This window comes from Arthrobacter sp. 05N33_2 (genome assembly GCF_056397425.1).
On the sequence record NZ_JBFTNJ010000034.1, the window covers coordinates 1 to 17,639 of the forward strand.

A 17,639-nucleotide genomic window follows, 5' to 3' on the forward strand; every position below is an offset into this window, starting at 1 on the left:
GCTGATGGAGCCGTGGAAGACCTTCATGGCTCCCTTGTTGGATACGTCGCCGGCCTGGGCGCGGTTGTACAGGGCGTGCGACTCGTACAGGAACCAGGCACCGGCGCCGACGGCGGTCACCGTGTAGACCCAGCCGGCACCACCGGCCGGGATCATCAGCAGCGAGCACGCCACCATGGCCCAGGCGTAGAGGACCACCTGCACCGAAACCACCTTCGCCCCGGCGATGGCGCCCAGCATCGGCACGTTGGCGTTGCGGTAGTCCTCGCCGTAGCGCATCGACAGCGGCCAGTAGTGCGGCGGCGTCCAGAGGAAAATCACCATGAACAGTACGACGGCGGGCCACTCGACGGTGTTGGTGACGGCGGCCCAGGCGATCAGGACCGGGAAGCACCCGGCGGCGCCGCCCCAGACAATGTTCTGGGCCGTGCGCCGCTTCAGGATCATGGTGTAGATGACCACGTAGAAGACGATGGCGCCGAGTCCGAGCCACGCGGCGAGCGGGTTGGCCCCGAACCAGAGGATGGCGATCGCCGCCGCGCCCAGCAGCCAGGAGAAGACGAGGGCTTCGCGGGGTGTGACCTCACCGGTGACCAGGGGCCGGTTCTCCGTGCGGTGCATGAGCTTGTCGATGTCGCGGTCGATGTAACAGTTGAAGGCGCCTGCGGAACCTGCCGCGAACGCGCCGCCCACCAGCGTCGCCAGGATCAGGCCGATCGACGGGAAGCCGCGTTCGGCATAGATCATGGTGGGGAGCGTGCTGACGAGCAGAAGCTCGATCACGCGGGGTTTCGTGAGCGCCAGGTAGGCCTTGGCTTTGCGGCCGAAGCCCATTCTTCCCGAGGCCGGGGAGGCGTTCAGCGGCGTATTAGTTGTGCTCACGGTGGCAGTCACTCTGTTCTGTCTGGCTGTGCAGTTCTGTCTGGCTGGGCAGCCCCGGGTGGATTTCGCAACGCACTGTGCTGCAGACCGGGCTCCGCGCTCGGCGCACACCCGTGTCCTTGCCCCAGTCGAAGGCCACCACCCATCATACCGTGGAGCTCCGGGCCGGAGGGCCGCCGAATGCCGCGCCATGATTCCGGCGCGTTAACGCCGGCTCACCGGCCCCGCGGCGGACGGTGATTCATATAAGCGAAATCAGGTCCAATTGGTGAGATATACGCTGACCACAAAGTGGAATGGGACTAGGCTGTCATTAGATCAGCGCACACGGGCACGCATTTAGGCACTTGCCGGAACACGCGGCTCTGCATCTGCGTCTGAATGATAGATCAACGTTTCGATGGTGAACGGCTGGTACGAACCGCAGCGGGCACCGAACTGTGCCCGGGCGGGAAAAGAGCGTACCGCCGGCCGTCAGCACAGAGAGGGGCCCGGTTTTCGTGCCACATTTGGAAGAGCAAGAACTGTCATGGACTGACTTGGACCAGCGCGCAGTGGACACCGTCCGGGTGCTGGCCGCGGATGCGGTGGAGAAAGTCGGAAACGGCCACCCGGGGACGGCGATGAGCCTTGCTCCGGCCGCGTATTTGTTGTTCCAGAAGCTGATGCGCCACGACCCGGCGAATCCGGACTGGCTGGGCCGCGACCGGTTCGTCCTGTCCCCCGGTCACACGTCCCTGACCCTGTACATCCAGCTGTTCCTCGCCGGCTACGGCCTGGAACTGAAGGACCTGGAGGCGCTGCGGACCTGGGGCTCGCTGACCCCGGGCCACCCGGAGTACAAGCACACCAAGGGTGTGGAGATCACCACCGGCCCGCTGGGCCAGGGCCTGGCGTCCGCGGTCGGCTTCGCCTATTCCCAGCGCCGGATGCGCGGCCTGTTCGACGCCGACGCTCCCGCCGGCACGAGCCCGTTCGACCACACCATCTGGGTGATCGCCTCCGACGGCGACCTGCAGGAAGGCGTCACCTCCGAGGCGTCCTCACTCGCCGGTCACCAGGAACTGGGCAACCTCGTGGTGATCTACGACGAGAACCACATCTCGATCGAGGACGACACCGATGTGGCGTTCACCGAGGACGTCCTGGCCCGCTACGAGGCCTACGGCTGGCACACCCAGCGGGTCGACTGGACCCGGACCGGCGAATACGTCGAAGACGTCCAGGAACTGCACGCCGCACTGCTCGCCGCGAAGGCCGAAACCGGCAAGCCCTCCATCATCTCCCTGCGGACCATCATCGGGTACCCGGCGCCGAAGAAGCAGAACACCGGCAAGATCCACGGCTCCGCCCTCGGCGCTGAGGAAGTCGCGGCCCTGAAGAAGGTCCTGGGCTTTGACCCGGAACGCGCCTTCCAGGTCGACGAGGACGTCCTGGCCCACGCCCGTGCCGTCCAGGACCGCGGCGCGGCCGCCCGCGCCGACTGGCAGGCCTCGTTCGAGGCGTGGCAGGCCGGCAACCCCGAGTCCGCTGCACTGCTGGAACGCGTCGAGGCGAAGAAGCTCCCGGGCGACTTCGAAGCCGCCCTGCCGGTCTTCGAAGCGGGCAAGGACGTCTCCACCCGGGCCGCCTCCGGGAAGGTCCTGAACGCGATAGGCCCGGTCATGCCCGAACTCTGGGGCGGCTCCGCCGACCTCGCGGAGTCGAATAACACCACGATCGAGGGCTCGCCCTCATTCATCCCCACGTCCCGGTCCACCGCGGCGTGGAAGGGCAACCCCTACGGCCGGGTCCTGCACTTCGGCATCCGCGAGCACGCGGCGGCGTCGATTGTGAACGGCATCTCCCTGCACGGGCGCACCCGGGCTTTCTCCGGAACGTTCCTGATCTTCTCCGACTACCAGCGCCCCGCGATCCGGCTCGGCGCCCTCATGGGCGTCCCGTCGCTGTATGTCTGGACGCACGACTCGATCGGCCTGGGCGAGGACGGCCCCACGCACCAGCCCGTTGAGCAGCTCGCCTCCCTCCGCGCCATCCCGGGCCTGGACGTCGTCCGCCCGGGAGATGCGAACGAGGTGGCCGCGGCCTGGAAGGCCATGCTGGAAAACCACGAAAACCCCGCCGGCATCGTCCTGACCCGGCAGAACATCCCCACCTACGCCCGCGGCACCGGCGTGGCCGACGGCGACACCTTCGGCTCCACCGCCGGCGTCGAGAAGGGCGGCTACGTCCTTGCCGAGGCGTCGAAGGACGGCTCCACCGTCGAAGCCCAGGTCATCCTGATTGGCACCGGCTCCGAGGTCCAGCTCGCCGTCAACGCCCGCGAAGCGCTGCAGGCCGAGGGCATCCCCACCCGTGTGGTGTCCATGCCCTGCGTGGAATGGTTCAACAAGCAGGACGCCGCCTACCGCGACGCCGTGCTGCCCCCGGCCGTGAAGGCACGCGTCTCGGTCGAAGCCGGACTGGCCCTGGGCTGGAAGGAATTCGTCGGCGATGCCGGCCGTTCCATCTCCCTGGAGCACTTCGGAGCGTCCGCGGACTACAAGCGCCTCTTCCAGGAATTTGGCATCACGGCAGAAGCAGTCGCCGCCGCCGCGAAGGAATCCCTCGCCGGCCTCACCAACTGATCCACCACCACGGTTCCGGGGGACGCTGTGCCCCCGGAACCCATGATTTCCAGGAGTTATGAAATGACTACCCCCACCCAGCAGCTCTCCGACGCCGGTGTCTCGATCTGGCTCGACGACCTCTCCCGCGGCCGCCTCCAGACCGGCACCCTGCGCAAGCTGATCGAAGAGAAGAACGTCGTTGGCGTCACCACCAACCCGTCGATCTTCCACGCCGCCATYACCRCCGGCCACGACTACGACGCCRTSATCGCCGCCCAGGCCGCSGCTGGCGCCACCGTCGAAGAGACCGTCTTCGAAATCACCACCACCGACGTCGCCGACGCCTGCGACCTGTTCGCCCCCGTCGCCGCGGCCACCAAGGGCGTCGACGGCCGTGTCTCCATCGAGGTCGACCCCCGCCTGGCCTGGGACACCGCAGGCACCATCGCCGAAGCGAAGCACCTGTACAAGAAGGTCAACAAGGACAACGTCCTGATCAAGATCCCGGCCACTCTCGAAGGCCTCGAGGCCATCACCGCCACCCTGGCCGAGGGCATCAGCGTCAACGTGACCCTGATCTTCTCGCTGGAACGCTACCGCGCCGTGATCAACGCCTTCCAGTCCGGGCTCGAGCAGGCCAAGGACAACGGTCACGACCTGTCCACGATCCACTCGGTCGCGTCCTTCTTCGTCTCCCGCGTCGATGCCGAAATCGACAAGCGCCTCAACGCCATCGGCACCGAGGAAGCCAAGGCACTCAAGGGCAAGGCCGGCCTGGCCAACGCGCGCCTGGCCTACCAGGTCTACGAGGAGCTCTTCTCCACCGAACGCTGGACCCTGCTGGCCGCGGCCGGCGCCCTGCCGCAGCGCCCGCTGTGGGCCTCCACCGGCGTGAAGGACCCGGCCTACCCGGACACCCTCTACGTCACCGAACTCGTCGCCCCCGGCGTCGTCAACACGATGCCGGAGAAGACGCTCGACGCGACGTTCGACCACGGCACCGTGACGGGCGACACCGTCTCCCGCGGCTACGACGACGCCAACGCCACGCTGAATTCCCTCGACGCGCTGGGGATTTCCTACAACGACGTCGTCGCCCTGCTCGAATCCGAAGGCCTGGACAAGTTCGTGGCCAGCTGGAAGGAACTGCTGGGTGACGTCGAAGGCGCCCTGGCCTCTGCACGGAAGGCTTCCTAACCCACCATGAGCACACTCAGCTACGACGCCACCGGCGCAGCCCGCCAGGCACATGAGCAGCACCTCCCGGCACTGCTGGAAGACCGCATCGCCACCCGGATCTTCGCGAAGGACCACACCCTGTGGGGTCCGGACGCAGAGCAGGAATCCGCTGTCCGGCTGGGCTGGGTCGAGGCGGCTTCCGTCTCCCAGCCGCTGGTCGGCGACATTCTCGAACTCCGCGACGCGCTGAAGGCCGAGGGCGTAACGCGGATCGTCCTCTGCGGCATGGGCGGCTCTTCGCTGGCGCCTGAAGTCATCGCGGGCACCGCTGGCGTCGAGCTGACTGTTCTGGACAGCACCGACCCCGAACAGGTCAGTGCCGCGGTGGCGGACCGGCTGGACGAAACCGCGATCGTGGTTTCGTCGAAGTCCGGCTCCACTGTGGAAACCGATTCCCAGCGCCGGATCTTCGAGCAGGCGTTCACCGATGCCGGGATCGATGCGAAGAGCCGCATCATCATCGTCACCGACCCGGGGTCGCCGCTGGACGAGGCCTCCCGGGAGGCCGGCTACCGCGCCGTCTTCAATGCAGATCCGAACGTCGGCGGCCGTTTCTCGGCTCTGACCGCCTTCGGGCTGGTCCCGTGCGGGCTGGCCGGCGTCGATATCCAGGCTTTCCTGGATGAGGCCGAAGAAGCCGCCGAGATCCTCAATGAGGACTCGGAGGACAACATCGGCCTCGCCCTCGGCACCGCACTGGGCGGCACCACCCCGCTGCGCAACAAGATCGTCATCGCGGAGGACGGATCCGGGATCGTGGGCTTCGCCGACTGGGCCGAGCAGCTCATCGCCGAATCCACGGGCAAGCTCGGCACCGGCGTGCTGCCGGTCGTAGCCGGTCCTGCCTCCCCGGAAGCCACCCTGGGCGCCCCCGATGTCCTGGTCATCCGGCTCGTCGCGGCGGATGCCGACGTGCAGCTCGGCGAGAACGAGGTCGCCATCGCCGGCGGCTTGGCCACGCAGATGATGGTGTGGGAATTCGCCACCGCCGTGGCCGGCCGCCTGCTCGGCATCAACCCGTTCGACCAGCCGGACGTCGAGGCAGCGAAGATCGCCGCCCGCGGCCTGCTGGACGCACAGCCCGCTCCGACGCCGGCGAATTTCACCGACGGCGCGATCGAGGTCCGCGGTGGGGAATGGCTCGGCAACGCCGGCACAGCGGCCGAGGCCGTCAGCGCCCTGCTGGGCGAACTGGGCCCGGACAACTACCTCAGCGTCCAGGCCTATTTCGACCGGCTGGCCTATGCCAGCCTCGAAGGCGTCCGGGACGAACTGGCCGCGGCCAGCGGACGCCCGGTCACCTTTGGCTGGGGCCCGCGGTTCCTGCACTCCACCGGCCAGTTCCACAAGGGCGGACCCGCGATCGGCGTCTTCCTGCAGGTCACGGCCGCATCCGCGGCTGACCTGGCCATCCCGGACCGGCCGTTCACGTTCGGCGAGCTGATCTCGGCGCAGGCCGCGGGCGACGCCCAGGTCCTGTCCGAGCATGGCCGTCCGGTCCTCCGGCTGCACCTGACCGACCGCGCCGCGGGTGTGAAGCAGCTCCAGGAGCTCATCACCTCCCTTGCCGGCCAGGCAGCATCCTCCACTGAAAGCTAAGGCACCCACGCAACCATGCCAGAAACCTACAACGGCGGCRGGAACACGGCCGGCCGGGGGCGCAATCCGCTCCGGGACCCCCGTGACCGCCGTCTGAACCGTATTGCCGGACCGGCGTCGCTGGTCCTGTTCGGGGTGACCGGGGACCTCGCCCGCAAGAAGCTCATGCCCGCCGTGTATGACCTCGCCAACCGCGGGCTGCTGCCGCCGAGCTTCGCGCTGGTGGGCTTTGCCCGCCGCGAGTGGGAGAACGAGGACTTCGCCGCGGAGGTCAAGGAGTCCGTCAAGGCGTACGCCCGCACCCCGTTCGATGAAACTGTCTGGAAGCAGCTCTCCGAGGGCATCCGCTTCGTGCAGGGCGAGTTCGACGACGACGAGGCGTTCAAGCGGCTCTCCGACACGATCGATGAGCTCGACGAACAGCGCGGGACGCGGGGAAACCACGCGTTCTACCTCTCGATCCCGCCGAAGGCCTTCGAACAGGTCTGCCGTCAGCTCTCCAAGCACGGCCTGGCCCAGGCCGCGGGCGACAACTGGCGCCGCGTGGTGATCGAAAAGCCGTTCGGACACGACCTCGAGTCGGCCCGGCAGCTCAACGACATCGTCGAGTCGGTGTTCCCGCCGGACGCGGTGTTCCGGATCGACCACTATCTGGGCAAGGAGACGGTGCAGAATATCCTGGCACTGCGCTTCGCCAACCAGCTCTTCGAGCCGCTCTGGAACGCCAACTATGTGGACCACGTCCAGATCACCATGGCCGAGGACATCGGGACCGGCGGCCGGGCAGGCTACTACGACGGCGTGGGCGCGGCCCGCGACGTCATCCAGAACCACTTGCTGCAGCTGCTGGCCCTCACGGCGATGGAAGAACCGATCTCCTTCAACGCGGACGACCTGCGTGCCGAGAAGGAAAAGGTCCTCGCCGCCGTCCGGCTCCCCGAGGACCTCTCCTCCCACTCCGCCCGCGGGCAGTTCACCGGCGGCTGGCAGGGCGGCGAGGAAGTCCTCGGGTACCTGGAAGAAGAGGGCATCCCGGCCGATTCCAAGACCGAGACGTTCGCCGCGATCCGGGTGGACATCAACACCCGCCGCTGGTCCGGCGCGCCGTTCTACCTGCGCGCCGGCAAGCGGCTGGGGCGCCGGGTGACGGAGATCGCCGTCGTGTTCAAGCGTGCACCAAACCTGCTCTTCACGGACCACGGAGAGGACGACTTCGGCCAGAACGCCGTGGTGATCCGGGTCCAGCCTGACGAGGGCGCCACGATCCGGTTCGGCTCCAAGGTCCCGGGCACCCAGATGGAGGTCCGCGACGTCACCATGGACTTCGGCTACGGCCACTCCTTCACCGAGTCCAGTCCCGAAGCCTACGAACGCCTCATCCTGGACGTGCTCCTCGGCGAGCCGCCGCTGTTCCCCCGGCACCAGGAAGTTGAGCTGTCCTGGAAGATCCTGGATCCCTTCGAGGAATACTGGGCCGGCCTGGACGAACAGCCCCAGCCCTACGCTCCCGGCAGTTGGGGCCCCGCCTCGGCCGATGAGCTCCTAGCCCGCGACGGACGAACCTGGAGAAGGCCATGATCGTAGATCTTCCCGATACCACCACCTCCAAAATTTCCAAGAAGATCATGGCCCTGCGCGAGCAGGGCGGCGTGATCGCCCTGGGCCGGGTCCTGACCCTCGTGGTCGTCACCCGCTCCGGGCTGGAAGAGGAGGCCATCGAGGCCGCCAACGAGGCCAGCCGCGAACACCCGTGCCGGATCATCGTCCTCGCCGACGCCGGGGCCTCGGCCCCGACCCGGCTGGACGCCCAGATCCGCGTCGGCGGCGACGCCGGCGCCTCCGAGGTGATCCTGTTGCGCGGCTACGGCGAACTCGCCGAGGAAAGCGAATCCCTCGTCGCGGCCCTGCTGCTCCCGGACGCCCCGATCGTGGCCTGGTGGCCGCACGGCGCGCCCAGGAACGCGTGCCAGACCTCGGTCGGGGGCATCGCGCACCGCCGGATCACCGACTCGGCCAATGAAGCGGACCCGGTCGCGGCGCTGGAGAACATCCGCCGCACGTACAAGGCCGGCGACACGGACCTGGCCTGGACCCGGCTGACCAACTGGCGCATCCAGCTGGCCGCGGTCCTGGACCAGGTGGACGACTCGCCGGTGACGGCCGTGGCCGTCGAGGGCGCCTCGGACTCACCCAGCACCGTGCTTCTCGCAGCCTGGCTCACCCTGGCCCTGGACGTTCCCGTGACGATCGTGGCGGATCCGGCCGGAACCGGCATCCGGCGCGTCCGGCTGACCCGGCCCGGCGGCGACATCCAGCTCTTCCGGCCCGGGCTCACCATCGCCGAACTGACCCAGCCCGGCCAGCCCGCCCAGCGGATCTCGCTGCCCCGCCGCAGCCTCAAGGACTGCCTGGCCGAAGAACTCCGCCGCCTGGATCCGGACGAAGTCTTCGGTGAAGTGATTACTATGGGACTGCCGCGTACCAATCTAAGGAGTGTCCGTCCCAGTGAGCGCTGACCCGAGAGTAAGCATCCATCCTGACTCGACCGTTCTGATGGCGGCGATCGCAGCCCGCCTGATTACCAAGCTGGTGGATATCCAGGACCGGCACGGCGAGGCCACGGTGGTGCTTACCGGGGGAACGATGGGCATCGGCTCGCTCAGGGCCGTGGCCGAATCGCCCGCGGCGCGGGCCGTCGACTGGTCCAAGGTGAACTTCTGGTGGGGTGACGAGCGCTTCGTGGCGGCCGGCGACGCCGAGCGCAACGCCCGCCAGGCCCAGGACGCCCTCCTGTCCCACATCAATGTTGATCCGGCGCGCATCCATGTGCCCGGTTCCACCGATGACTTCGACAGCCCGGACGACGCCGCGGCCGACTATGCCCGCCGGCTCGCCGAGGCGGCGGCCGGTGAGCACGCCGCGGACATGTCCGACGACAGGCCGGAACAGCCGGCGCGGCTTCCCCGCCTGGACATTGTCCTCCTCGGCGTGGGGCCGGACGCGCACGTCGCCTCGCTCTTCCCGGAGCAGGCCGGCATCCGGGAGAAGGAACTGACTGTCGTGGGCGTCCACAACTCCCCCAAGCCGCCGCCGGCGCGGGTGTCGCTGACGTTGCTGGCGATCAACACGGCATCCGAGGTGTGGATGGTGGTGGCCGGTGATGACAAGGCCGGCGCCGTAGGGCTGGCCCTGGCCGGCGCCAATCCCGTGCAGGTGCCCGCCGCGGGGCCGCGCGGCCGCCGGGAAACGCTGTGGCTGATTGACGAGGACGCGGCCTCACGGGTCCCGGAGCAGCTCGTCCGGAAGGGTCCGTCCGGAGCGTAGACGTTCCAGCGCTCCAGCCAGCACGTCTTCGGCGTCCTGGCTGGAGCGCCGCTCTTTAACGTATTCCAGATGCGTCTTGAAGCCTTCTGTTGGCGTTTCCTCCAGGGCAAACTTTGATTCGTCGCGGGTTGCGGTGCCGCCGCAGCGCCGGCAGTCCCAAACTCCGGGGATCTGTTCCTCCGGAAGCTGTGCGAACACGAGCGAGGTTTCATGGCCCTTGGCGCACCGGAACGATACACGAATACGGGGCTGRCGTACGCCGGCCCCGTTCAGTGGTTCGTGGCGGGGAGTTGCCCCCTCGGTGGCGCCCACACGGATTCCTTTGAATCCGGAAGCAGAATGCAGCATCGGGAACTCCTGGCTACTTGGCTGGTGGAAGTGCAAGACGACAGCCACAGTGTAGTTCGTGAGTTCCCGATGCCGGGAGGGCCATAAGGACCCCATATGAAGTTGTCGGACGGGCGTCCTAGGAATCGGCGCCTGTGCTGAACCGCATGAGCAGGCCGAGGGCGATGATCACCACGCCCCAGGTGATTCCCAGGATGACCGTGAACCGGTTGAGGTTCCGTTCCGCGACGCCGGAGGAGCTCAGGCCCGAGCTCATGCCGCCGCCGAACATGTCGGACAGGCCGCCTCCGCGTCCTTTATGGAGCAGGATGAGCAACGTCAGCAGGAGGCTGGTGATGCCCAGGAGGACCTGCAGAATGACATGAAGAACGTCCACGACGGCCTTTCAGAAGGATTGGATTGCGGGGGTCAGGCTGTGTCCGGACTAATCCGTCAACAGGTGACTCTCGAACCTGACAATATTAGCAAACTCGGCAGCGTCCAGGCTGGCACCGCCGACCAGCAAGCCGTCGACGTCGCGCTCCTTCAGGATCGAGGCCGCGTTGTTGGCCTTGACGGAGCCGCCGTACAGCAGGCGGGTCTTGGCGGCGACGTCTGCTCCGAAGAGGGTGGACAGTTCGGCACGGATGGCGGCGCACATTTCCTGCGCGTCCTCCGGGCCTGCGACCTCGCCGGTGCCGATGGCCCACACGGGCTCGTAGGCGACTACAAGCTCGGCGGCCTGCTCCGGGGTGAGGCCCTCGACGCCGGCGCGCAGCTGGGCGAGGGTGTGGTCCACGTGGGTGCCAGCCTGCCGGATCTCCAGGCCTTCACCGACGCAGAGGACCGGAGTAATGCCATGCCGGAAGGCGGCTTTGGTCTTGGCGTTGAGCACGGCGTCGGACTCGTTGTGGATGGTGCGGCGTTCGCTGTGGCCGACCAGGACGTAGCTGCAGGCAAGCTTGGCGAGGAACTGGCCGGAAATGTCGCCCGTGTAGGCGCCGGAGTCGAACTGGGAAAGGTCCTGGCCGCCATAGACGACGGCGAGCTCGTCGCCCTGAACCAGGGTCTGGACGCCGCGGAGATCCGTGAACGGCGGGAAGACGGCGACCTCCACCCGGCTGTAGTCGTGCTTGGCGTCGGACAGGGTCCACGCGAGCTTCTGCAGGAGGGTGATGCCCTGGACGTGGTCCATGTTCATCTTCCAGTTGCCGGCGATGAAGGGCTTGCGGTCGAATTTACCGTTGGTTGACGTGGTCACGTGATCTCCAGGAGTTCTTGGTGTGTGGGAGCAGCCGGCAGGGCGCCCGGTTCCCTGCGGAGGGCACCCTGCCGGCTCAAATGCCGGTGCTTTTAGCGGTCAGTGCTTCTAACGGTCGAGGACGCTCAGGCCGGGGAGTTCCTTGCCTTCAAGGTACTCCAGGCTTGCGCCGCCGCCGGTGGAAATGTGGCCGAACGCCTCATCGGCGAAGCCGAGTGTCCGGACCGCTGCCGCCGAGTCGCCGCCGCCAACCACGGTGAATGCCTCCGTCTCGGTCAGGGCCTGGGCGATGGCCCGGGTACCGCCGGCGAAGGCCGCGAATTCGAACACGCCCATGGGCCCGTTCCAGAACACCGTCCGGGCGTCCTTGATCCGTTCCGCGAACGCCGCTGCCGAGACCGGCCCGATGTCCAGCCCGATGCCCTGGGCTCCGAAGCTGCCCGACTCGATGGCGTCGGCGGCAACGGTCTCGTGCTCGGCGTCGGCGGCGAACTTGCCCGCCACCACAACATCGGTGGGCACGACGAACTCGGTACCGGCGTCGGCGGCGCGCTTCAGGTAGTCCTGGACGACGGGGATCTGGTCCTCTTCGAGCAGGCTGCCCGCGACCTTGTGACCCGCGGCGGCGAGGAAGGTGAACAGCATGCCGCCACCCACCAGGATCGTGTCCGCCTTGCCCAGGAGGTTGTCGATCACAGCGAGCTTGTCGGAGACTTTGGAGCCGCCGAGGACAACGACGTATGGCCGCTGGGTGTCGGTGGTGAGCTTGCGCAGCACCTCGACCTCGGTGCGGACAAGGTCGCCCTGGTAGGACGGCAGCCGCGTGGCGACGTCGTACACGCTGGCGTGCTTGCGGTGCACCGCACCGAAGGCATCATCGACAAAGGCGCCGTTGTCACCGGTGAGGGCGACCAGCTCGTCCGCGAAGGCGCCGCGCTCGGCATCGTCCTTGGAGGTCTCCCGCGCGTCGAAGCGCACGTTTTCCAGGACCAGCACTTCGCCGTCCTGCAGCGCCGCGGAAAGCTCCTTGGCCGACTCGCCAACCGTGTCGGCGGCAAGGGAGACCTTGAACCCGGCAAGCTCGGCCAGCCGTGCGGCTGCGGGCTTGAGAGAGTACTTCTCCTCCGGCGCGCCCTTGGGGCGGCCGAGGTGTGCTGTGACCAGCACGCGGGCACCGGCGTCCGTGAGCTTCGCCAGCACTGGCAGGGAGGCCTTGATGCGGCCGTCATCAGTCACTGTAGAGCCGTCGAGCGGCACGTTCAGGTCACTTCTGACCAGAACGTACCGCCCGCGGACACCATCAGCGATCAGTTCGTTGAGGGTGTGAAATGTCATGAGTCTTACCCTAGCCCAGCTTGGACGCGACAAGCTCCGTGAGGTCCACGAGGCGGTTGGAGTAACCCCACTCGTTGTCATACCAGGACACAACCTTGACCTGGTCGCCGATCACCTTGGTCAGGCCGGAATCGAAGATGGACGATGCCGGGTCGCCGACAATGTCGGAGGAGACGATCGGCTCGTCGGTGTAGGTCAGCAGGCCCCTGAGCTCCTCGGTCTCCGATGCTGCCTTAAGGGCGGCGTTGACTTCGGCGACCGTGGTCTCGCGGGAAACCGTGACGGTCAGGTCCGTGGCGGAGCCGGTGGGAACGGGCACGCGGATGGCGTAGCCGTCGAGCTTGCCCTTGAGCTCCGGCAGGACCAGGCCGATTGCCTTGGCCGCACCGGTGGAGGTGGGCACCATGTTGATGGCGGCGGCGCGGGCGCGGCGGAGGTCCTTGTGCGGGCCGTCCTGCAGGTTCTGGTCGGCGGTGTAGGCGTGGATGGTGGTCATCAGGCCACGCTCGATGCCGAAGGCGTCATTGATGACCTTGGCCAGCGGGCCGAGGCAGTTGGTGGTGCAGGAGGCGTTGGAGATGATGTGGTGCGTGGCGTTGTCGTACAGGCCGTCATTGACGCCCATCACGATCGTGATGTCCTCATCCGACGCRGGRGCGGAGATCAGGACCTTCTTGGCGCCKGCRTCGATGTGCTTCTGCGCRKCGGCRGCCTTSGTRAAGAAGCCGGTGGACTCGATGACGATGTCGACGCCSAGCTCGCCCCAGGGCAGSTTCGCGGGATCGCGYTCGGCGAGGACCTTGATGATGTTGCCGTCGACGACGATGTTGCCGTCCTTGACCTCGATGGTTTCGGCCAGGCGGCCGCCCACGGAGTCGTACTTGAAGAGGTGAGCGAGGGCTTCCGGGCTGGTGAGGTCGTTGACCGCAACGATCTCGAGGTCTRCGCCCTGTGCGAGGGCGGCGCGGAAGTAGTTGCGGCCGATACGGCCAAAGCCGTTGATGCCAATACGGGTCGTCACGTTTTCAGTCTCCTTGGTGCTCTTGCGAGCACGACTAGTTGAGAAGGCGTTCAAGCCAACTAACAGATCCCGCACGCCATTGGGCAGAGATAATTACCAGATCGGAGGGCGACCAGCCACATTGCTGAAGGCTAACCGCCTTCCGTGATCCATCTTACGTTTAACCGGGACTGCCCCCGCAAGTGCAGGGGCAGTCCGTCCACATTTCGGGCCGAAGGGCCCGTAATGTGAGGTTTGTTACAAACGGAAGTCGATTCCGTCACCCTGTGCAGGGTAAAGGGACCTGCCTAGAGGGTGATGAGACCCGTCGCGTTCTTGCGGGCGGCGTCGAAGCGCTTGGCGACGTCGGCCCAGTTCACGATGTTCCAGAAAGCCTTGACGTAGTCAGCCTTGACGTTGACGTAGTCCAGGTAGAAGGCGTGCTCCCACATGTCCAGCATCAGCAGCGGGGTGGTGCCGAGTGCGACGTTGCCCTGCTGATCGTAGAGCTGCTCGATGACCAGGTTGCCGCCGATGGGCTCGTAGGCCAGGAAGCCCCAGCCGGAGCCCTGCAGGCCCAGTGCCGCGGCGCTGAACTGCGCACGGAACGCGTCGAACGAACCGAAGGCGTCGTCAATGGCCGCCGCGAGCTCGCCCTCGGGCTTGTCGCCACCGTCCGGTGAGAGGTTCTTCCAGAAGACGGAGTGGTTGATGTGGCCGCCGGTGTGGAACGCGAGGTCCTTGGAGAGGCGGTTGATGTTGGCGAAGTCGCCCTTTTCGCGCGCCTCGGCCAGCTGGGCCAGGGCGTTGTTGGCGCCGGCCACATAGGCGGCGTGGTGCTTGCTGTGGTGCAGCTCCATGATCTTCGCGGAGATGTGCGGTTCCAGCGCTGCGTAGTCATAGTCGAGCTCGGGCAGTACGTACTCGGTCACAAATTCCTCCAATGTCGTGGACGGGTTGTCCGGTTCGGTAACTCTTTTGATTGTGCATCCGGATGCGGGGCATCCGGAAAATTGCGGTGGGATCCAACGGCGACAACCAGCCGCAGCTCCCGGATATTTCATTCCCCGGGATATTCCTGCTGTTGATTCTAGGGGCGGGCTAGTCGTCGAGCATTTCGGGCGTCACATTGGCTTCCGTGCCCGGGATGCCGAGGTCCTGGGCCCGTTTGTCCGCCATGGCCAGCAGCCGGCGGATCCGGCCGGCGATGGCGTCTTTGGTCATGACGGGGTCGGCGAGCCGGCCCAGCTCGTCCAGGCTGGCCTGTTTGTGCGCGACCCGGAGCTCACCGGCATACTTCAGGTGGTCCGGGACGTCGTCGCCCAGGATTTCCAGGGCGCGGTCCACCCGGGCACCGGCGGCCACGGCGGCCTGCGCGGAACGGCGCAGGTTCGCGTCATCGAAGTTGGCGAGCCGGTTGGCCGTGGCGCGGACTTCCTTGCGCATGCGGCGTTCCTCCCAGACCATCAGCGCGTCGTGGGCGCCCATGCGCGTCAGCAGCGCGGCGATCGTGTCGCCGTCGCGGATCACCACGCGGTCCACTCCCCTGACCTCGCGGGCCTTGGCCTGGATGCCCAGGCGGCGGGCCGCGCCGACGAGGGCCAGGGCCGATTCGGGGCCGGGGCAGGTGACTTCCATGGCCGAGGAGCGGCCGGGCTCGGTGAGCGAGCCGTGGACCAGGAACGCGCCGCGCCAGACAGCTTCGGCGTCCGCGGCGGAGCCGTTCACCACTACCGACGGAAGGCCGCGCACGGGGCGCCCCCGCGCGTCCAGGAGTCCGGTCTGGCGGGCGAGGGCCTCACCGTCGCGCACCACCCGCACCACGTAGCGGCTGCCGCGGCGCAGGCCGCCGCCGGAGACGACGATGATCTCGCTCTGGTGGCCGTACACCTCGGCGATGGCGGCGCGCAGCCGCCGGGCGGTCGATGCGAGGTCGACTTCGGCCTCGATCACTATCCGGCCCGAGATGATGTGCAGCCCGCCGGCGAAGCGGAGCATCGCCGACACCTCGGCCTTGCGGACTGAGGACTTCTTGATATCCAGACGGGAAAGTTCTTCCTTGACTGATGCTGTCAGTGCCATGGCACCTTTCCTAACTATTCCCGAAAATATCGTGATACGCCGTCGCCAGCCGCAACGGATCGTGGACCGGACGGCGACCAGACGCCCCCACTTTACCCAAGACCACCTCGGCACCGAGCATTCCTGCCGCCGCCTCGAAGTCGGGCAGGTTCTGCACCGACGCCGGGTCGGCCAGGATGACGTCGATCGTGAACTCCGGCGCGTATTCGCGCAGCACCCGGAGGTGGTCGGCGGCGGACATCCCGGCCGTCTCCTTGGTATCTGTGGCCAGGTTCATGGTCAGGCACCGGCGGGCAGCGGTGTTGGCGAGGGCCTCGCGCATCTCGGGCAGCAACAGGTGCGGCAGCACGGACGTGTACCAGGAGCCCGGCCCGAGGATCACCCAGTCGGCCAGCTCGATCGCCGTCAGTGCCTCGGTGCAGGCCGGAGCGTTCTCAGGCAGGAGCCGGACGTGCTCCAGGGACCCTGCCACCGCGCACTTGGCCTGGCCGGTGAGGGTCTGCAGTGCCGTCGCGCCGTCCGGGGCGGTGACCCGGACCTGGCCCTCGATGGTCAGCGGGACGCTGGACATCGGCAGGACTTCGCCGCGCGCGCCGAGCAGGGCGCCGGCCCACTTCAGGCCTGCGACGGTGTCGCCCAGGAGCTCCCAGAGCGTGACGATCAGGAGGTTGCCCATCGCGTGCTCATCGAGGGAGCCGCCGCGGCCTTTGCCGGGGGCGAAGCGGTGCTGCATGACATCGCGCCACGTGCGGCCCCAGTCGGTGTCGTCGCACAGCGCGGACAGGGCCATCCGGAGATCACCGGGCGGCAGGACGCCGTACTCTTCGCGGAGGCGGCCGGAGGATCCGCCGTCGTCCGCGACCGTGACGACCGCGGTGAGTTCGGAGGTCAGCAGGCGAAGGGCCGACAGCGAGGCGGAGAGGCCGTGGCCGCCGCCGAGCGCGACGACGGAGGGGCCTTTGTCCTGCTGGCTGGCGAAGGCCGCGCTGGCGGGCGGGACAAGGGGCAGCGGGCCGGTCAGCAGCGCCATTACTCGCGGCCCAGGTCCCGGTGCGTCGTGGTCACCGTGACGCGCGGATACTGCGCCAGCCTCCGTGAGAGCTCGACGGCGACCGCCACGGAGCGGTGCTTGCCGCCGGTGCAGCCCACGGCGATGGTGGCGTAGTGCTTGTTCTCCCGGCGGTACCCGTCCAGGACAGGTTCAAGGGCCAGGACGTAGCGTTCCACGAAGTCGCTGACGCCCTGGGCCTCCAGCACGTAGTCGCTGACGTCCTTGTCCAGTCCGGTGTGCGGGCGCAACTGCGGCACCCAGTGCGGGTTGGGGATGAAGCGGGCATCGGCCACGAAGTTGGCGTCCACCGGCAGCCCGTACTTAAAGCCAAAGCTCATGACGTTCAGCCGCAGCGCCACCGGCCCGGTCTCGCTGAAGAGTTCGGTGATGGCGGTGGCGAGGCCATGGACGTTGAGGGAGGACGTGTCCAGGACGATGTCGGCGGTGTCCTTCAATTCACGGACCAGCTCGCGTTCGGCGGCGATGCCGTCGAGGATCCGGCCGCCGCCCTGGAGCGGGTGGGGCCTGCGGCCCTGCTCGAAGCGGCGCACCAGGACGTCGTCGTTGGCGTCGAGGAACAGGACGCGGAAGCTCACGCCGGTGGCTTCCAGGGCGCGGAGGGCCGCGCGCATGTCGACGAACAGTTCCTTGCTCCGGACGTCCATCACGACGGCGAGCTTGGACATGGAGTGCGGCGTCCGGGACACCAGTTCGGCGAGCGTGCCGAGCATCTGCGGCGGCAGGTTTTCCACGACGTACCAGCCATGGTCCTCAAGGGCGTCCGAGGCGGTGCTGCGGCCGGCTCCCGACATTCCGGTCACCACGAGCAGTTCAGCCTCGACGGGTTTGACGGGTGTCATGCCGTCCGCATCCGTCTCGGATCCTGCCGTCGACTCTGCCATCAGTGAAGCCCCATCTCTGCCTGTGCGA

The 17,639-nt window shown here is 67.4% G+C and carries 16 protein-coding genes; 6 read left to right on the forward strand and 10 right to left on the reverse strand.

Going from position 1 to position 17,639, the window contains the following annotated elements; genetic code table 11:
• The coding region (locus AC1DHX_RS13645; protein WP_476900124.1) for a heme o synthase at window positions 1-894 on the reverse strand (894 nt) is incomplete at its 3' end.
• Between the two features lie 497 nt (window positions 895-1,391).
• Here AC1DHX_RS13645 and tkt point away from each other — a divergent pair.
• The 6 genes from tkt to pgl all read left to right on the forward strand — a co-directional run bounded on the left by tkt (window position 1,392) and on the right by pgl (window position 9,653).
• Complete coding sequence (gene tkt / locus AC1DHX_RS13650) at window positions 1,392-3,509, forward strand: transketolase (protein ID WP_476858603.1); 2,118 nt, start codon at window positions 1,392-1,394, stop codon at window positions 3,507-3,509.
• 63 nt (window positions 3,510-3,572) lie between these two features.
• Window positions 3,573-4,688, forward strand: a complete 1,116-nt coding sequence (gene tal / locus AC1DHX_RS13655; RefSeq protein WP_476900125.1) for a transaldolase — start codon at window positions 3,573-3,575, stop codon at window positions 4,686-4,688.
• Between the two features lie 6 nt (window positions 4,689-4,694).
• Window positions 4,695-6,329 carry a glucose-6-phosphate isomerase gene (locus AC1DHX_RS13660; protein WP_476858605.1) on the forward strand — a complete coding sequence of 545 codons (1,635 nt, stop codon included), beginning with the start codon at window positions 4,695-4,697 and terminating at the stop codon, window positions 6,327-6,329.
• 15 nt (window positions 6,330-6,344) lie between these two features.
• Window positions 6,345-7,907 carry a glucose-6-phosphate dehydrogenase gene (zwf, locus tag AC1DHX_RS13665; RefSeq protein ID WP_476900126.1) on the forward strand — a complete coding sequence of 521 codons (1,563 nt, stop codon included), beginning with the start codon at window positions 6,345-6,347 and terminating at the stop codon, window positions 7,905-7,907.
• Entirely contained in the window at window positions 7,904-8,845 is a 942-nt protein-coding gene (locus AC1DHX_RS13670) for a glucose-6-phosphate dehydrogenase assembly protein OpcA (protein WP_028275501.1), read from the forward strand. The genes zwf and AC1DHX_RS13670 overlap by 4 nt, the downstream gene beginning before the upstream one ends.
• On the forward strand, window positions 8,835-9,653 hold the full coding sequence (gene pgl, locus AC1DHX_RS13675; RefSeq protein ID WP_476858606.1) for a 6-phosphogluconolactonase: 819 nt from the start codon (window positions 8,835-8,837) through the stop codon (window positions 9,651-9,653). Before AC1DHX_RS13670 ends, pgl begins: the two co-directional genes overlap by 11 nt.
• Here pgl and AC1DHX_RS13680 read toward each other — a convergent pair.
• The 9 genes from AC1DHX_RS13680 to rapZ form a co-directional block, all read right to left on the reverse strand.
• Window positions 9,606-9,965, reverse strand: a complete 360-nt coding sequence (locus tag AC1DHX_RS13680; RefSeq protein WP_306292809.1) for an RNA polymerase-binding protein RbpA — start codon at window positions 9,963-9,965, stop codon at window positions 9,606-9,608. The genes pgl and AC1DHX_RS13680 overlap by 48 nt on opposite strands.
• Before the next feature lie 154 nt (window positions 9,966-10,119).
• Window positions 10,120-10,377 carry a preprotein translocase subunit SecG gene (secG, locus tag AC1DHX_RS13685; protein ID WP_018772994.1) on the reverse strand — a complete coding sequence of 86 codons (258 nt, stop codon included), beginning with the start codon at window positions 10,375-10,377 and terminating at the stop codon, window positions 10,120-10,122.
• A gap of 48 nt (window positions 10,378-10,425) precedes the next feature.
• Entirely contained in the window at window positions 10,426-11,241 is an 816-nt protein-coding gene (gene tpiA / locus AC1DHX_RS13690; RefSeq protein WP_018772995.1) for a triose-phosphate isomerase, read from the reverse strand.
• Between the two features lie 108 nt (window positions 11,242-11,349).
• On the reverse strand, window positions 11,350-12,576 hold the full coding sequence (locus AC1DHX_RS13695; RefSeq protein ID WP_476858607.1) for a phosphoglycerate kinase: 1,227 nt from the start codon (window positions 12,574-12,576) through the stop codon (window positions 11,350-11,352).
• A gap of 10 nt (window positions 12,577-12,586) precedes the next feature.
• Window positions 12,587-13,597: a type I glyceraldehyde-3-phosphate dehydrogenase gene (gene gap / locus AC1DHX_RS13700; protein ID WP_476900127.1), complete on the reverse strand. Its 1,011-nt coding sequence runs from the start codon at window positions 13,595-13,597 to the stop codon at window positions 12,587-12,589.
• Window positions 13,598-13,884: 287 nt separating this feature from the next.
• On the reverse strand, window positions 13,885-14,508 hold the full coding sequence (locus AC1DHX_RS13705; RefSeq protein ID WP_028276840.1) for a superoxide dismutase: 624 nt from the start codon (window positions 14,506-14,508) through the stop codon (window positions 13,885-13,887).
• Between the two features lie 169 nt (window positions 14,509-14,677).
• On the reverse strand, window positions 14,678-15,658 hold the full coding sequence (whiA, locus tag AC1DHX_RS13710; RefSeq protein ID WP_018772999.1) for a DNA-binding protein WhiA: 981 nt from the start codon (window positions 15,656-15,658) through the stop codon (window positions 14,678-14,680).
• A 10-nt stretch (window positions 15,659-15,668) separates the two neighbouring features.
• Window positions 15,669-16,688, reverse strand: coding sequence for a gluconeogenesis factor YvcK family protein (locus AC1DHX_RS13715; RefSeq protein ID WP_028276839.1), 1,020 nt, complete (start codon window positions 16,686-16,688; stop codon window positions 15,669-15,671).
• Entirely contained in the window at window positions 16,688-17,611 is a 924-nt protein-coding gene (gene rapZ / locus AC1DHX_RS13720; protein WP_018773001.1) for an RNase adapter RapZ, read from the reverse strand. The genes AC1DHX_RS13715 and rapZ overlap by 1 nt, the downstream gene beginning before the upstream one ends.
• Window positions 17,612-17,639: the final 28 nt, after the last annotated feature.

Bases quoted from the DNA above. Each gene is read 5' to 3' on its own strand.
- AC1DHX_RS13660 (WP_476858605.1), top strand. From the start codon at position 4,695: ATGAGCACACTCAGCTACGACGCCACCGGCGCAGCCCGCCAGGCACAT.
- AC1DHX_RS13670 (WP_028275501.1), top strand. From the start codon at position 7,904: ATGATCGTAGATCTTCCCGATACCACCACCTCCAAAATTTCCAAGAAG.
- AC1DHX_RS13695 (WP_476858607.1), bottom strand. From the start codon at position 12,576: ATGACATTTCACACCCTCAACGAACTGATCGCTGATGGTGTCCGCGGG.
- whiA (WP_018772999.1), bottom strand. From the start codon at position 15,658: ATGGCACTGACAGCATCAGTCAAGGAAGAACTTTCCCGTCTGGATATC.
- AC1DHX_RS13715 (WP_028276839.1), bottom strand. From the start codon at position 16,688: ATGGCGCTGCTGACCGGCCCGCTGCCCCTTGTCCCGCCCGCCAGCGCG.
- rapZ (WP_018773001.1), bottom strand. From the start codon at position 17,611: ATGGCAGAGTCGACGGCAGGATCCGAGACGGATGCGGACGGCATGACA.